The sequence below is a fragment of the Alkalihalobacterium sp. TH-98 genome (assembly GCF_057473385.1).
The window spans coordinates 12,980-28,703 of the sequence record NZ_JBYCKM010000044.1; the positions used below are offsets into that span (position 1 = coordinate 12,980).

A 15,724-nucleotide genomic window follows, 5' to 3' on the forward strand; every position below is an offset into this window, starting at 1 on the left:
CGTCTGATTTCATAGTTCTTGTTGTTGATGTAATTGATGATTTAATTCATATAGTACGGCTTGGATTTGTTGTTCGGTTTGTAGTATTTCCTGTTGAATTTGTGGGACAGAAGATTTTTCTTCTTCTTTTAATTGTTGGATTAGATCTTGAAGTTCATTTTCTGCATCATACATTAAATTTGGATGTTGGTCTTTAGTCTGCAATGCTTGTAAAGCACGTTGCATAGCAAGTATTGATTGATGCACGACTTGGTTCTGTGGTTGAGCCACTGCAAATCCCCCCTATGTGAGTCTTTACGTTTTAAAATTAAAATATATTCACGTCTTTCAAGGAAATAAAATGGGAAAAGACAGGCTATTAATAGTATGGATAGGGATAGGAAGGATTATTTCTAAATGTTATCTAATATGACTTTTATCCTATAAGGCAACGGAATCGTTTGATGAGTTCCAAGGATATCTTAAAGAAAAATGATGGCTGCTTTCACATTCTTTCTTTGAAAAAGAAGATAAAAAGTGAGTATTTGCTTATAGTTTGTAGGAAATAATTAGCTGACTTTCGCTTTTCTGTCATAAATAAAAAGAAACCTACGTGAATTTTTGCTATACTGTTTAGAGCATAGTAATGATAAGGTGGAGTACAGGCATGGCAAAACCAAATGAAATTATTGATATTTTACGTCATTCCAGGCATGATTGGTTAAATGTAATGCAATTGATTAAAGGAAATCTTGCCTTGAACCGACCTGAACGAATTGAAGAGATTATTCATTCAGTCATACAGCAGTCTCAAAACGAAAGTAAGTTATCCAATTTAAACATACCAGCGTTAGTTGCGGATTTATTAACTTTTAATTGGGAAAACCATTATTATGAACTAGAAATAGAAGTCATTGGTGATGTGAAAGATTTAAGCCATTATGAGAACGAGCTCCATGAGTGGTATTCTCAATTTATAAAATTGCTGGATCAATGCTGTGATGAAGGTACTGAAAATCATTTATTAGTTACGTTCCAATTATTAGAGGAAGAAGTAAAGATAATTTTTGATTTTCAAGGACAGTTCAAAGATATTTCTGTAATTGAATCTTGGTTCGAGTCCCCATCATCAGAACTATTAGTCATTGCTGAAAAAGAGATTTCAGTTAATGAGATGTTTTGTGTAGTAACGTTGAATTAATTAGAGGTGAGATCACAATGTTTGTAGATAAGGTCAAGGTTTATGTAAAAGGTGGCGACGGTGGGAACGGAATGGTTGCCTATCGCCGCGAAAAATATGTTCCAGACGGCGGGCCAGCTGGCGGCGACGGTGGAAAAGGGGCAGACGTAGTTTTTGAAGTGGAAGAGGGATTACGAACGCTCATGGATTTCCGCTACCAGAAGCATTTTAAAGCACCAAGAGGAGAGCATGGTCGTCCAAAAAATCAGCATGGGAAAAATGCGGAAGATTTTGTGATTAAAGTTCCGCCTGGCACAACGGTTGTTGATGATGATACGAAGGAAGTAATTGCTGATCTAACACAACACGGGCAACGTGCAGTAATTGCTAAAGGTGGTCGTGGCGGACGAGGAAATTCGCGCTTTGCTACTCCTTCGAATCCGGCACCTGAAATTGCTGAAAATGGAGAACCGGGTATTGAACGTTATATCTCGTTAGAACTAAAGGTACTTGCAGATGTTGGTTTAGTCGGTTTCCCGAGTGTTGGTAAATCAACATTACTATCTGTCGTTTCAGCAGCCAAGCCAAAAATTGCGGATTATCATTTTACAACGCTTACCCCGAACTTAGGTGTTGTAGAGACCGAAGATGGAAGAGGCTTTGTTATGGCCGATTTACCAGGATTAATTGAGGGCGCCCATTCAGGAGTAGGGTTAGGTCATCAATTCTTAAGACATATTGAACGTACGAAAGTCATCGTACATATTATCGATATGTCTGCTTTAGAAGGTCGAGACCCTTATGAAGATTACGTCAAGATTAATGATGAACTAAAACAATATAATATGCGTCTATTAGAAAGACCACAAGTTATTGTTGCAAATAAAATGGACATGCCTGATGCAGAAGAAAACTTAGTTAAATTTAAAGAGGCATTGCAAGAAGATATTCCAATCTTCCCGATTTCTGCTTTTACAAGACAAGGGGTAAGGGAACTTCTTTTAGCAGTTGCTGATAAAGTAGATACGACACCAGAATTCCCACTCTATGAAGAAGCACCAGATCAAACAAGAGTTCTTTATAAGCATGAGAAGAAAGAAGATCCTTTCATGATCTCTAGAGCTGACGATGGTTCGTATGTGATTTCGGGTACAGAAATTGAAAAACTTTTCAAAATGACAGACTTCTCTCGCGACGAGTCCGTTCGTCGTTTCGCTCGTCAATTGCGTGGAATGGGAGTAGATGATGCACTAAGACAAAGAGGTGCAAAAGACGGGGATATTGTCCGCTTGCTTGAATACGAATTTGAGTTTATTGAATAAGCTGTAAAAAGAGAGCTGCCTTGGACTAGGCGGCTCTTTAGACTTTTACCAATTATAAAAATAACGATGGATAAAGTCTATGAAGCTAAAACTAAAGACCGGAGCACCAGAAAGTATTATGATCTCAAGTGGATTTTACCATTGTCAAAAAGTTCTAACAAATTTATAATGAAAAATAACTTTAGATGGGGATCGGTGGTGGTATTATGTCCAGAGGAATTGAGCAATTTTATCTTGTTCGAGAAGATATGTTAACTGAAGCGATGCAAAAGACGCTAGAAGCGAAGGAATTACTAGACTCGGGAAAAGCAAAGAAAATTAATGAAGCTGTGAAAGAAGTTGGATTAAGCCGAAGTGCATTTTATAAATATCGTGATGGGATATACCCTTTTCATAAAATGCTTAAAGAGAAGATAATAACTTTATCCATTAATTTAGAGGATCGCTCAGGAACATTATCGCAACTTCTGTCTATTGTAGCTGCATCGGGATGTAATGTACTCACTATTAATCAAACGATCCCGTTAAAAGGGAGAGCGAATATCACGTTATCATTGGATACGGTGTCAATGAAAATGGAAGTAAATAAACTTATGCAGTCGATTCGTGATTTAGAGACCGTAATTAAGGTAGAAATTGTAGGTTCAGGCTCTTAACAGAAAGGAACGGTGTACTTAGGTGAAAACGATTGGATTTTTAGGACCAGTTGGTACATTTACAGAAATGGCCACCATGTCTATTTTTCCGAAACAAATACGAAAAGAATTTTCAACAATTCCAGCATGTATGGAAGGTGTTTCTACTGGAGAGGTAGACGCTGCAGTTGTTCCATTAGAAAATGCGATTGAAGGATCTGTGAACTTAACTCTAGACTATATCATTCATAAACATCAGCTTCCAATTGTCGGGGAAGTCGTTGTGCCTGTTGAACAACATCTGCTTATACACCCTAAACATAGAGACGATTGGAAAGCAGTTAGTACGATATATTCCCATCCCCATGCCATTGCTCAATGTCATGAGTTTCTAAGAACCGCCTTACCACAAGGTGAAGTGGAATATACAAATTCTACAAGTGCAGCAGCAAAATTCATCATGGAAAATTCAGATCTGAAAGCAGCAGCAATTGGTAATGAATTAGCAGCCAAGACCTATAATCTTTCAATTATTGCAAAAAATATTCATGATTATGATAATAATCGTACTCGGTTTGTGATCTTATCTAGAAAGAAAGATGAAATCATTACACCTTATACTGTTGGACATAAGACGACATTAATGGTGACCTTGCCATCTGATTATTCCGGGGCTCTCCATCAAGTGTTAAGTGCATTTTCTTGGAGAAAACTTAACCTTTCAAAAATAGAGTCTCGTCCAATGAAGACGGGCTTAGGTAATTATTTCTTTGTCATAGATGTTGAACAAAAAATGGATGAAATTTTAATACCTGGTGTTATGGCTGAATTAGAGGCATTAGGATGTGGAGTCCGTGTATTAGGAAGTTATCCTTGTTTTACAATCGCATCGGTTGATGATGTATCTAAAAAGCCAATTCCCGAATAACAATACTAAATAAATAAATAAATAAATAAATAAATAAATAAATAAATAAAGAGTGGAATAATCACCTTTTCTAAATAATCGGTTAACTCCACTCTTTAATGTGTTAATTTAATAAAAAGCCTCTTTGTTTTAAAGCCTCAATCGCAGCCTCAATATGCTCCATTCGATCCGCTTCTATCGTGTGAAGATGTACTCCTTCGGTTAACTCGGAAAGTAGTGCGGCTTTTGTATTACGCATTTTTTCAATAAATAGTTTTACATCATTTCGATTATTTAACATTAAAGAACCTGTTAAATCCCCATATATCGGGTGTTCAATCATGACATCACGAATGGTTACACGATTATCTACGAGTAACAACAGCTCCTCTTCTGTTTCATCTGGGAAGTGCTGACAAGCAATGACTTGTTTAACGGTTTGCTCTTCTGAAGTTGGTTTTATATACATATAGCCTTGTGCCGTTGCTAGGAGTGGATAATTTCTTGCTTTTAAAATTGAAATATCTTGGACGATCACTTGGCGGCTTACACCTGTTTTTTCTGCTAATTCATTTCCCGTAAGAGGAGTACTGGCCGTTTTTAACCAGCTTAAAATTAAATTCCTGCGCTCTTCTCCTAATATTTTTTTTGTAGTCATTAGTTTCCCCTTCCTATCTTTAAATTAAGAATGTCTCAAAGCCCACTAGTGAAATGATTTAATGAGAATAAAATTGTTCAATGATGTTATTTAATGCAGCAACGGTATAACGGATATGCTCTTCAGTCGTTTCTTTTCCAAAGGATATGCGAATCATTTCTCTCGCCTCATCGAGAGTTTTTCCGGTTTCAGTCATTGCTCTTGAAGGTGAAGTTTGTCCAACTTTACAAGCACTTCCCGTTGAGATGGCGATACCTCTCCGGTTACATTCAAGCATAATATACTGTCCTTCTATTCCTTTTACTCGTAAACAAAGATGATGTGCTAAACGGTTCGTCGGATGCCCCTCAAGGATAATCTTAGTGCGATCAATAGAATTTAAAAATAGCTGTTGTAGTTCCTGATAACGCTTTGTTTCTGCGTCTTGTTCTAAAAACAAATGCGATGCTGCAACTGTAAACGCTGCGATTCCAGGGACATTTCCTGTTCCTTGCCTGAAACCTTTTTCTTGTGAGCTGTTTGGTACAGTTGCTTTCCATGACAGTTCAGGTGACAAGTATACAGCCCCAACTCCTTTTGGTCCATAAATTTTGTGGGCAGACATTGTGACAGCTGAAAGATTGCATGCTTTTACATCTATTGGAACTTTTCCAAACGTTTGTACACAATCACTATGAAAAAAGATGTTTCGATCCTTCAAAAATCGTCCGATCACTTCTATATTCTGAATGGTTCCAAGCTCACTGTTGGCATGTCCGATTGAAACAAGGACAGTTTCTGGATTGATTTGTCGTTCTAATTGTTCGATTTCCACTTCCCCGTATGAATTGACAGGAACAAATGAGATTTTAAAACCTTCTTCTCTTAATAGTTCTAACGAATTAAGGACAGAAGGGTGTTCAATATTTGTTGTAATAATGTGATTACCATGGTGTTTATTGCCTCTTGCAATAGATAATAGTGACAAATAATTACTTTCCGAACCACCACTAGTAAAATAAATGCCCTCTTTTTCCCCGTTAATCATTTTTGCAATGTCAACTCTTGATTGATCTAGTAACTGGTTAGCAGTTGTACCATAATCATGTAAGCTGCTAGGATTCCCAAAAAATTCTTTCGCTGCCTTAGCGTATATCGACAACGATGTTTTAGACATTGGTGTAGTTGCACAGTAATCGAGATATATCATTTATAAAGACCTTCTTTCAGGCGTATTTGCTTGGTTTCTATTATCTTACACGAATAGAATTATAAAAAACTCTTGTCACTAGTTTAAAATTATGTAAAGATAGGTGTCAAGACAGGTGTAAATGACTAAGGAGGTCATTTAGTATGAAAGTATTTACGTCAGATGTCATTATCATAGGAAGTGGAATTGCAGGATTAATGGCAGCTGAGCTTCTTTCTTTCGATAAGAATGTGATACTTATCACAAAGTCAGATGTGGTAAGAAGCAACTCAATTATGGCTCAAGGTGGTATTGCTGCAGTCGTGGATAAAGAAGATGATTGGAGAGATCACTTCTTTGATACGGTTCGTGCGGGTTGTTACCACAACTGTGAGGATGTCACTGAGCTTCTTGTTAGACAAGGACCGAAAATGATTGAGAAATTGGAAGACATTGGGGTGCAGTTTGATAAAGGAAAAGATGGTAAGTACTTACTAGGCCAAGAAGGCGCACACTTAAAACGGAGAATTCTCCATGCTGGTGGAGATGCAACAGGTAAGGAATTAATTTCAAAACTTATATCTAGAGTAAAACAGAGTGTCACTATTCATGATCATATGAACGCGATTGATTTAATTATTAAGAACGGTCGTTGTAATGGTGTCGTTTGTATAGATCAAGATCAACAATATGTTCAATACTTTGCACCTCATGTTGTTTTGGCTACAGGTGGTGCAGGACAATTATATTCAGTTACTTCCAACGATTCGTCCATAACGGGGGATGGAATGGCGTTGGCTTATCGTGCAGGTGCCAGACTTGCAGATATGGAGTTTGTTCAATTTCATCCGACAATGCTTGTAAAGAATGGAAAAGGTGCTGGATTAGTTTCCGAAGCAGTAAGAGGAGAAGGTGCTCGTCTTATTACAGAAGATGGCAAGTTGTTAATGGAAGGTAAACATGAACTAGGTGACTTAGCTCCTCGTGATGTAGTGGCCAGAGAGATTTTTGAGCAGGTATCTAATCATCAAAAAGTGTTCTTAGATATAAGACCTATTAAAGATTTTAAACGAAAATTCCCTTCGGTTTCTGCACTTTGCTTGGGGGCTGGAGTTACATTAGAAGACGGTCTCATTCCGGTTTCTCCTGGTGCACACTTTGTCATGGGTGGCGTAGAAACAACATCTTATGGAAAAACGACTGTAGAGGGCTTATATGCGATCGGTGAAGTTGCAAATACAGGTGTTCATGGTGCAAACCGGCTGGCGAGTAATTCGCTCTTAGAAGGGGTTGTGTTTGCGAATGAACTAGCTAGGGCCATCATTCAATCCGATGAAAGTATTATGAAAACGAATGTAAAGCCAATTGCTATTATTGATAAAAAGTATCCGCAACCTCTACCAACGGAAGGTGAAGTACAAGCGGTTATGTCTAAGTATGTTGGCATCGTAAGAACGAAAGAGAACTTAGTAAAGGCAATGAAATGGTTTGAGAGGTATGAAGAGTTAATTCAATCTAATCAAAGATACATCCTTTCATGTGAACAACATACGATACGCAATATGTTGACTGCAGGCTACTTAATTACTACTGCGGCACTATGCCGCAAGGAAAGTCGTGGAAGCCATTTCCGTTTAGATTATCCGCTTGCGAGTGATCGTTGGTCTAACCAAACGGTATTTTGTTTGATTAATAAACAAGAGCCGTATGTACGAAATAAAAAAGATTACGTTAGTGACTTTGTGATATAGGGGGACAATCATGAACCATCTTAAGGTAAAAGAAAAACTACAGCAATTTTTCATTGAGGATATTGGTGAAGGAGACGTCTCAACCAATACGATATTTTCCGATGATGATATTCAGACAGGAAAATTCATAATAAAAGATGAGGGGGTCATATCCGGCCTTCAGATTATTAAGCTAGGCTACGAACTTCTTAATTCCGATGTAGATGTCCAGTTGCATTATAACGATGGAGAAAAAGTCAGCTTTGGAACTTGTGTCGCTCAAGTAACAGGACCAGTCAAAACATTATTGACTGGAGAAAGAGTCATTTTAAATTTATTACAGCGGATGAGTGGGATTGCAACTTTTACAAGAGTTGCTGTAGATACATTAAATGATGATCATACGAGGATTTGTGATACGAGAAAAACGACTCCAGGCTTAAGGATGTTTGAAAAGTACGCTGTGAGAAGCGGCGGAGGGTTTAATCATCGCTTTGGACTTTATGATGGGGTCATGATTAAAGATAATCATATCACAGCAGCTGGGAGTATAATGGCTGCAGTAAATCAAGCAAAATCAACGCTTGGTCATATGGTTAATATTGAAGTTGAAGTCGAAACAGAGGAAGAACTCCGAGAAGCTATTGAAGCTGGTGCCCATATTATCATGTTTGATAATTGTCCTCCAAAAGTAATGAGAGAATGGGTTAAACTTGTTCCCAAACATATTGTTACGGAAGCATCAGGTGGCATACAAGTCAGTGACCTTGGAAATTACCGGAATATCGGAGTAGATTATATTTCATTAGGTGCATTAACACATTCTGTTAAGGCATTAGATATTAGTTTTAATTTAGAAGGGGGTAAAAAAGGATGAGCTTAGTGGAATTAATGAATACAAATCAAGGTCTTCCTGAGAAATATAAACAAATGTCAACAGAGGAAATGGAAAATAGAATTCGTGAAATTAAGGCAGAATTAGGCGAACGTCTATTTATTCCAGGTCATCACTATCAACGGGATGAAGTTATTCAATTTGCTGATGCAAGTGGAGATTCCCTGCAACTAGCTCAAATTTCTGCAAAAAACAGTAAAGCAGATTATGTTGTGTTCTGTGGTGTTCACTTTATGGCGGAGACAGCAGATATTTTAACGGATGATCGTCAAGTAGTAGTATTACCTGATATGCGCGCGGGCTGTTCTATGGCTGATATGGCCGATATTAACCAAACAGAAAAAGCATGGAAAACATTAGGAATTGATTTTGGAGATACCATCCTGCCGTTAACTTATGTGAACAGTACAGCAGCTATTAAAGCATTTTGTGGACGTAACGGTGGTGCGACTGTTACTTCTTCTAATGCTAAAAAGATGGTTCAATGGGCTTTTACACAAAAAGAAAGAATTTTATTTTTACCAGACCAACATCTAGGAAGAAATACTGCATTTGATTTAGGAATTCCACTCGAACAAATGGCAGTGTGGGACCCAATTGCAGAAAAGCTTGAATATGAAGGAAACATTGACGATATCAAGGTTATTCTCTGGAAAGGTCATTGTTCAGTTCATGAGAAATTTACAGTCGAGAATATTAGAGAGCTTCGTGAAACGGATCCAGATTTTCAAATTATTGTACACCCAGAATGTACACATGAAGTTGTTCAATTAGCAGATGATGCTGGGTCTACGCACTATATTATTGAAAAATTAAAGGCTGCTCCAGCAAATAGTAAGTGGGCAGTAGGAACAGAGATGAACTTAGTTCGTCGTTTAGGACAGGTTCATACAGATAAAAAGGTTATTTCATTAAATCCTAATATGTGCCCATGTCTAACAATGAATCGAATTGACCTTCCACATTTATTATGGTCGTTAGAATCAATTGTAGATGGAACACCAGTAAATCAAATAAAAGTGGATAAAGATGTTGCAAAAGATGCATTGTTAGCATTAGAGCGCATGTTAGAACGAGTTTAACTCGAAGTGAAGGGGGATTAGTTTCCTCCTTCTTTTTTTATTTCTTATCAATTAAGCTCGGTTAAGGTGATCGTAAATGGTTATAGGACGAGGTTTGACCGCATAGATTGACCTTAGAGTAATCATTTCGTCCATTTATTCTATAAAGCAAATGGAAACTAAGCTAAGGAGGGACATTTATGAAGATTCACATCGTTCAAAAAGGAGACACATTATGGAAGCTCTCCAAAAAGTACAACGTAGATTTTGAACAGTTAAAAGCAGCTAACGATCATTTATCTAACCCAGATATGATTATGCCAGGCATGAAGATTAAAATTCCGACGGGGAGTGTTCCTGTAAAAAAAGAACAGCCGTTAGATGCTCTCGTAGGAATGGCTAAGAAGAAAGAAGCTCCTATCGTTAAAAAAGAGGAGCCAGTAACTCCGCCGGTAAAAGAAAAACCAATCGTTGCACCGAAACCGCCGGAAAAACCAAAGGAAATGCCAATGCCAGAAATGCCTCCAATGATGATGCCAACGGCTCCGCCGCCGCCACCTCAGCCGCAGCCTATTACTGCAAAACAAATGCAAGAATTTAATATGAATTTTAATATTTATAAGCCGCAACCATATCAACCACCAGCACCAGCACCTAAAGTGCCAAAACCACCTAAGCCAGTTGCGCCAAAGGTGGAAAAACCAATGGTTAAGCCAGAGGTACCGAAAAAACAGCCAATTAAACAAGAGATGCCGAAAAAACCAGCAGTAATGCCAAAAGAGCAGCCAATGAAAATGCCAACTATGCCAAAAGAGGAGGCAATGATGAAACCTCAAATGAAGCCCCAAATGGCACCGATGGATCAAATGGCGCCAATGCCGCAAATGGCACCGATGCAACAACAAATGGCACCAATGCCGCAAATGGCGCCTATGCAACAAATGGCACCTATGCAACAGATGGTCCCATGCCCACCGTATTATCCAGTATCGCCGGTTCTCCCAGGTTGTGCTCCTTGTGGCAGTGGTGGACAGTGGGTATATGGGCAACAAATGGCTCCAGGTTACGGACAGCAAATGATGCCGCAACAAGCTATGCCACAGCAACACCATCAAATGATGATGCCACAACAAGCAATGCCACAGCAACACCATCAAATGATGATGCCGCAACAAGCTATGCCACAGCAACACCATCAAATGATGATGCCACAACAAGCAATGCCACAGCAACATCATCAAATGATGATGCCGCAACAAACCATGGCACAGCAACATCATCAAATGATGCCGCAACAACCATTTGCACCACAGCCACACGATATGGACGAAATGCAACCGTGGACTGGAATGGCACATTCTCCACAACTGCCAGGATCTCATCACCAAGCGGGTATGCCCGGTGGAATGACAGGTCCAGGTCAGCCGATGAGTCCTCAGATGCCTCATCAATTCCAAGAATTTGATGAATTTGATGATTAATTAAATGAACTTATATAGGATGAGACAGTGAAATATTGCTGTCTCTTTTTTTATATTACACCACGGCAGTCATTATTTTTATAAAGAAGTACGCACTAGATGAAAATTTTGAGAGTTAAAGCCCTTGTTTTTACTTCTTTTCCTACATATTAACAGACTAAAAAAGATCACAAAATGCCACTATAAGTGGTGAAAGGAGGAGATACAAATGCGAAAATTCGCGATCACAATTACTGCAGCAACAATGATAATAGGTGGTTTAGCTGGATGTGGTGTCGATAATCAAGCAAGAGATATGGGTGGCGCTGGTGCAGCTAACCGAGAAATTGGTTATACAGATGCTGGTAGACATGGAGCCGCTGGTGCAGGTGCAGGTGCCCATGGTGAAGTTGGACTATTTGGTCAAGGCCGTGGAGCTGGCATGACTGGACAGGGAGCTGCTGGAGCAGGTGCTCACGGTGGTACTGGAGCTGGAGCAGGTGCTGGTGGTGGATTATTCGGTGGTGCTGGATTTGGCGGCGCTGGAGCTGGCACTGGTGGACACGGGATGACAGGAGCAGGAGCTGCTGGCGGTCGTGGAGTAACTGGTGCAAGATGGACTGGGGAAGGTCCTATCACGGATATGTTTACACCAAATAATCGTGCTGGACGTCAAGGTATTACTGGTTTTGGCGTTGAACAACGTCGAGGACAAGGCATTCGTGGTGGCCAATTAGGTGTTAATGACCGTAATGCTGGTTTAAGAGGTACAGACAGAACAATGAACCAACGAATGACAGGTCCTAACTATGATATGCGTGGCACTGGTATCGGTGGAGCAGGTTTCACTGGTCGTGGCATGGCTGGAAGAACAGGTATGACTGGTGCTGGAACTGCAGTACCACATGGAACATTAAATGATGGTAACCAAACAGGTATGGGTGGCGCAGCTACTCGTGGAGCTGGTATCCAAGGTCAAGCTGGTACTCGTGGTGGTGCTACAGGTATTACAGGTGGCAACCGTGAAGGTATGGTAGACCAACGTGGTGTTTTACGTGGTCAAAATCGTACAATGAGAGGCCAGACTACAGCTAATTATCACCGTGGGTATGATGGACAAACAGTTCAAGAAATTGAACGTTCTGTAGAAAATATGGACGGTGTTAGAGATTGCCGTGTTGTTATGCATGACGATCAAGTTGTAGTTGCAGTTGAACCAACAGATAGAGATAATGGAGCTAAATTAGAAGAAAAAGTTGAGAACAACATTGAAAACATGGTACGTGGTAAAAACGTTCATGTTGTAACTGAAAAAGATGCTATGACACGCGTTCGTACAATGGACGACCGTCTACGTGGGGGAGCAGCATTTGATGAAGTCGCAGCTACATTCACTGAGATGGTAAGAGACTTAGGTCGTGCAGCTGGTCGACCGTTTGAACGTACTCGTAACTAGTTGTATATAGTTCTTTAAGATTGAGCAGGAGATTATTTCTCCTGTTCAATATACATATGTAACCAACCCTCCGTTTACTAGCATATTCAGTAATGGTAAATTTATACCTCTTATTCTCACACTAGAAGAACAATTGGAATGAATTTCATCACTTTACGGATAAAAGCATTTATTCATGGCTAGAATAATTATGAATAAATGCTTTTATTTTTTATATGGTGGTGATTATATGAAGGGCGGTCAAATCATTAAGAAAATAACAAGGAGACATATGGTTATAGCTGTCCTATTTTCTTTAAGTTTTGTCTTACTCTTAGGATTTCAACCAGAAAGCGCAAAGACTATTCAATCCCATGCTTCTAAGTCAGTAGTTCCAGTAACGAAACTGGTTGAAAATGTAGATACAGATGTAGATGCAGGCCCTAAAACAATACAAGTAATATTACAACGTGTATACTTAGATGGTGAAATAAGTGAAGAAGTAGTAGAAGAAACCATTTGGTCTATGGAGGACTTTTGGGCATTTTATGACCAATGGCTGCTGGTTGATCAAAATGAAGAAGAAATACTTTTTAAGCAGGAGATAGATGATATATCACCTTTATTAAAAATTAATGGATATTTTGGAATATCAGAAGATGGTGTTTTAAATATTTATGAAGGAAAACCAGATGACCAAAAAATCATTCAGTCTTTCTTCCAAATCAATACAAAAAAATTAAAAAGCCATCATGAAAGTAAACTAAAAAACGGAATTCCGGTAATGTCACGTGAAAATTATCAGGAAGTTTTAAAAACGTTTGAAAAATATGCGATAACAGAAATGTAAAAAGACGTGATACCTTCACGTCTTTTTTTCGTTGTGCGCTGTTTAGATCATCCTTCTTATCAAGTGCATAGAACGTTACCTTTAAGGTAAAGAGTTGAAGCACTAAATTATCGTTGGTACGCTGTTGTGGAATGATTTCGAGAATTAGTAACAGCGCAGAATGATGAGCAGTAGAGGGGGTATTTATGGAGAAAAGGATGAACGAAAAGGCTGAATTGTGAGCGGTAGAGGGAAAGATTAGGAGAAAGCGTGAATGAAAAGGGTTGAATCGTGAGCAGTAGAGGGAAAAATTAGGGGAAAGCGTGAACGAAACGGCACGAATCGTGAGCAATATAGGGAAAAGTTAGGAGAATGCGTGAACGAAAAGGGTTAAATCGTTAACGGTAGAGGAAGAATCTAGGGGGGATAGTAACTAAAAGCAGTGTGTTTTACACTATATGAAAAAGTTTGGATATGATAAGATATAGAAATACATGTTCGTTTTTTTACATAAGATTAGACTAGCTGAATTTTGTAATTATACAAAGCATGCAGTTAAAAGGGAGAGAGTAGGTTGTTTGATTATATTCAAGGAAAAGTAGACCATATAGATGTTCAATTTATTGTAATTGAAACACACGGGATAGGTTATCAAATTCATTGTCCTAACCCATATATATTCCAAAAAGAATTAGGTGAAGAATGTAAGATCTATACATACCAACATGTTAGAGAAGATTTAATCCGGCTCTATGGTTTTAAAACAAGGAAAGAGCGACATTTATTTGAAAAGCTATTAAATGTTTCTGGAATTGGACCTAAAGGTGCTTTAGCCATTCTTGCTTCGGGTCAACCTGAACAGCTGGTTAATGCAATTGAAGAAGAAGATGAAAAGTTCCTTGTCAAATTCCCTGGTGTTGGTAAAAAGACAGCGCGGCAAATCATTTTAGATTTAAAAGGTAAATTAGATGAATTTGCACCTAATCTTTTTCAACAAGATTTATCGGAAGCATTTAGTAAGCCTAAAAACAGCATGACTTCCAAGGAACTAGAAGAAGCAGTTGAAGCATTAAAAGCACTAGGTTATGTGGATCGTGAAATCAATAAGATTGTTCCACAGCTGGAAAAAGAACAGTTGACTACAGATCAATACATAAAAAAAGCATTACAACTTATGCTGAAGCTGTAATAACAATCGGACAGGAGGAAAAATTGTGGAAGAACGTATAATTTCTGCACAATCGCAGATCGAGGAAGACATGATTGAGGGCAGTCTCCGTCCGCAACAATTCTCTCAGTATATTGGGCAGGAGAAGGTTAAAGACAACCTTAAGATCTTTATTGAAGCGGCAAAAATGCGTCAAGAATGCTTAGATCATGTCCTTTTATATGGCCCGCCAGGACTTGGAAAAACAACGTTGTCTTCTATAATTGCCAATGAAATGGGAGTTCAGATGAGAACGACTTCAGGACCAGCTATAGAACGACCAGGGGATTTAGCAGCTGTCTTAACAGCATTAGAACCTGGGGATGTCTTATTCATCGATGAAATTCACCGATTGAACAGGGTTGTTGAAGAAGTTTTATATCCTGCGATGGAAGACTTTTGTATTGATATTGTTATCGGTAAAGGACCAACAGCAAGATCGGTACGTCTGGACTTACCGCCATTTACGCTTGTAGGAGCAACGACAAGAGCAGGGTTATTGTCAGCACCGCTGAGAGATCGTTTTGGAGTATTATCAAGGTTAGAATATTATAATGAAAAAGAACTGTCTGAAATTGTTTTACGGACAGCAGATATTTTAGAAGCAGAGCTGGGAGAAGATGCAGCACTAGAAATTGCAAGAAGATCTCGAGGAACACCGAGGATCGCTAACCGCCTCCTCCGCCGAGTCCGTGACTTTGCACAAGTACAAGGAGATGGTCAAATAACGGCATCCCTAGCTCACCACTCTTTAGAACGTCTACAAGTAGACCGTTTAGGATTGGACCATATTGATCATAAATTATTAATGGGGATTATTGAAAAGTTTCGTGGTGGTCCTGTTGGTATTGATACGATTGCAGCCACGATTGGTGAGGAACCAGATACAATTGAAGAAGTGTATGAACCATACCTTCTTCAAATTGGCTTTCTACAAAGAACACCGCGCGGAAGAGTTGTTACGCCTTTAGTCTACAGCCATTTTCAAATGGAGGTGCCAGAAGCTTGAGCAATATGCCTAAGCTGTTAATAACGATTGGTGTCATTTTAATTGTTATAGGAATTTTGTGGCAAGTAGGGGGAAGAATATTACCTCTAGGCAAACTCCCTGGTGACATTTTAATTAAAAAGGAAAATGCCACTTTCTATTTTCCGATTGTTACTTCCATTGTATTGAGTGTAGTGATTTCACTTATTCTATTGATCATCGGACGAATTCGTTAGGTTGTACTTGTGTTTAAGTTTTTGTTTATGTATG

Annotated in this window: 16 protein-coding genes; 13 read left to right on the forward strand and 3 right to left on the reverse strand. The window is 38.9% G+C overall.

Annotated features, from left to right (window positions below):
* Positions 1–9 precede the first annotated feature (9 nt).
* Positions 10–270 (reverse strand): hypothetical protein, encoded by a 261-nt coding sequence (locus AC2VNP_RS15125; RefSeq protein WP_486918129.1) that lies wholly within the window; start codon positions 268–270, stop codon positions 10–12.
* Between the two features lie 376 nt (positions 271–646).
* On the opposite strand from AC2VNP_RS15125, the gene AC2VNP_RS15130 reads away from it, so the two are divergent.
* The 4 genes from AC2VNP_RS15130 to pheA all read left to right on the forward strand — a co-directional run bounded on the left by AC2VNP_RS15130 (position 647) and on the right by pheA (position 4,044).
* Positions 647–1,180: a Spo0B C-terminal domain-containing protein gene (locus AC2VNP_RS15130; protein ID WP_486918130.1), complete on the forward strand. Its 534-nt coding sequence runs from the start codon at positions 647–649 to the stop codon at positions 1,178–1,180.
* A gap of 17 nt (positions 1,181–1,197) precedes the next feature.
* Entirely contained in the window at positions 1,198–2,481 is a 1,284-nt protein-coding gene (gene obgE / locus AC2VNP_RS15135; RefSeq protein ID WP_486918131.1) for a GTPase ObgE, read from the forward strand.
* A 206-nt stretch (positions 2,482–2,687) separates the two neighbouring features.
* Positions 2,688–3,137, forward strand: coding sequence for an ACT domain-containing protein (locus tag AC2VNP_RS15140; RefSeq protein ID WP_486918132.1), 450 nt, complete (start codon positions 2,688–2,690; stop codon positions 3,135–3,137).
* Positions 3,138–3,159: 22 nt separating this feature from the next.
* Positions 3,160–4,044 carry a prephenate dehydratase gene (gene pheA, locus AC2VNP_RS15145; protein WP_486918133.1) on the forward strand — a complete coding sequence of 295 codons (885 nt, stop codon included), beginning with the start codon at positions 3,160–3,162 and terminating at the stop codon, positions 4,042–4,044.
* A 103-nt stretch (positions 4,045–4,147) separates the two neighbouring features.
* Here the strand turns inward: pheA and AC2VNP_RS15150 are convergent, their stop codons facing one another.
* Positions 4,148–4,681, reverse strand: coding sequence for a 3H domain-containing protein (locus AC2VNP_RS15150; protein ID WP_486918134.1), 534 nt, complete (start codon positions 4,679–4,681; stop codon positions 4,148–4,150).
* Positions 4,682–4,739: 58 nt separating this feature from the next.
* A complete protein-coding gene (locus tag AC2VNP_RS15155; protein WP_486918135.1) occupies positions 4,740–5,870 on the reverse strand; it encodes an IscS subfamily cysteine desulfurase in 1,131 nt (376 codons plus the stop codon).
* Between the two features lie 143 nt (positions 5,871–6,013).
* Here AC2VNP_RS15155 and nadB point away from each other — a divergent pair, with 143 nt between their 5' ends.
* The 9 genes from nadB to AC2VNP_RS15200 all read left to right on the forward strand — a co-directional run bounded on the left by nadB (position 6,014) and on the right by AC2VNP_RS15200 (position 15,690).
* Entirely contained in the window at positions 6,014–7,600 is a 1,587-nt protein-coding gene (gene nadB, locus AC2VNP_RS15160) for an L-aspartate oxidase (protein WP_486918136.1), read from the forward strand.
* 10 nt (positions 7,601–7,610) lie between these two features.
* Entirely contained in the window at positions 7,611–8,456 is an 846-nt protein-coding gene (gene nadC / locus AC2VNP_RS15165; RefSeq protein WP_486918137.1) for a carboxylating nicotinate-nucleotide diphosphorylase, read from the forward strand.
* Entirely contained in the window at positions 8,453–9,556 is a 1,104-nt protein-coding gene (gene nadA, locus AC2VNP_RS15170; RefSeq protein ID WP_486918138.1) for a quinolinate synthase NadA, read from the forward strand. The genes nadC and nadA overlap by 4 nt, the downstream gene beginning before the upstream one ends.
* 179 nt (positions 9,557–9,735) lie before the next feature.
* Positions 9,736–11,016, forward strand: coding sequence for a SafA/ExsA family spore coat assembly protein (gene safA / locus AC2VNP_RS15175; protein ID WP_486918139.1), 1,281 nt, complete (start codon positions 9,736–9,738; stop codon positions 11,014–11,016).
* 208 nt (positions 11,017–11,224) lie between these two features.
* Positions 11,225–12,451 (forward strand): YhcN/YlaJ family sporulation lipoprotein, encoded by a 1,227-nt coding sequence (locus tag AC2VNP_RS15180; protein ID WP_486918140.1) that lies wholly within the window; start codon positions 11,225–11,227, stop codon positions 12,449–12,451.
* A gap of 175 nt (positions 12,452–12,626) precedes the next feature.
* Positions 12,627–13,280, forward strand: coding sequence for a BofC C-terminal domain-containing protein (locus AC2VNP_RS15185; protein WP_486918141.1), 654 nt, complete (start codon positions 12,627–12,629; stop codon positions 13,278–13,280).
* 553 nt (positions 13,281–13,833) lie between these two features.
* Positions 13,834–14,448 carry a Holliday junction branch migration protein RuvA gene (ruvA, locus tag AC2VNP_RS15190; RefSeq protein ID WP_486918142.1) on the forward strand — a complete coding sequence of 205 codons (615 nt, stop codon included), beginning with the start codon at positions 13,834–13,836 and terminating at the stop codon, positions 14,446–14,448.
* Between the two features lie 70 nt (positions 14,449–14,518).
* Positions 14,519–15,475 carry a Holliday junction branch migration DNA helicase RuvB gene (gene ruvB / locus AC2VNP_RS15195; protein ID WP_486918226.1) on the forward strand — a complete coding sequence of 319 codons (957 nt, stop codon included), beginning with the start codon at positions 14,519–14,521 and terminating at the stop codon, positions 15,473–15,475.
* On the forward strand, positions 15,472–15,690 hold the full coding sequence (locus tag AC2VNP_RS15200; RefSeq protein ID WP_486918143.1) for a DUF2905 domain-containing protein: 219 nt from the start codon (positions 15,472–15,474) through the stop codon (positions 15,688–15,690). The genes ruvB and AC2VNP_RS15200 overlap by 4 nt, the downstream gene beginning before the upstream one ends.
* Positions 15,691–15,724: the final 34 nt, after the last annotated feature.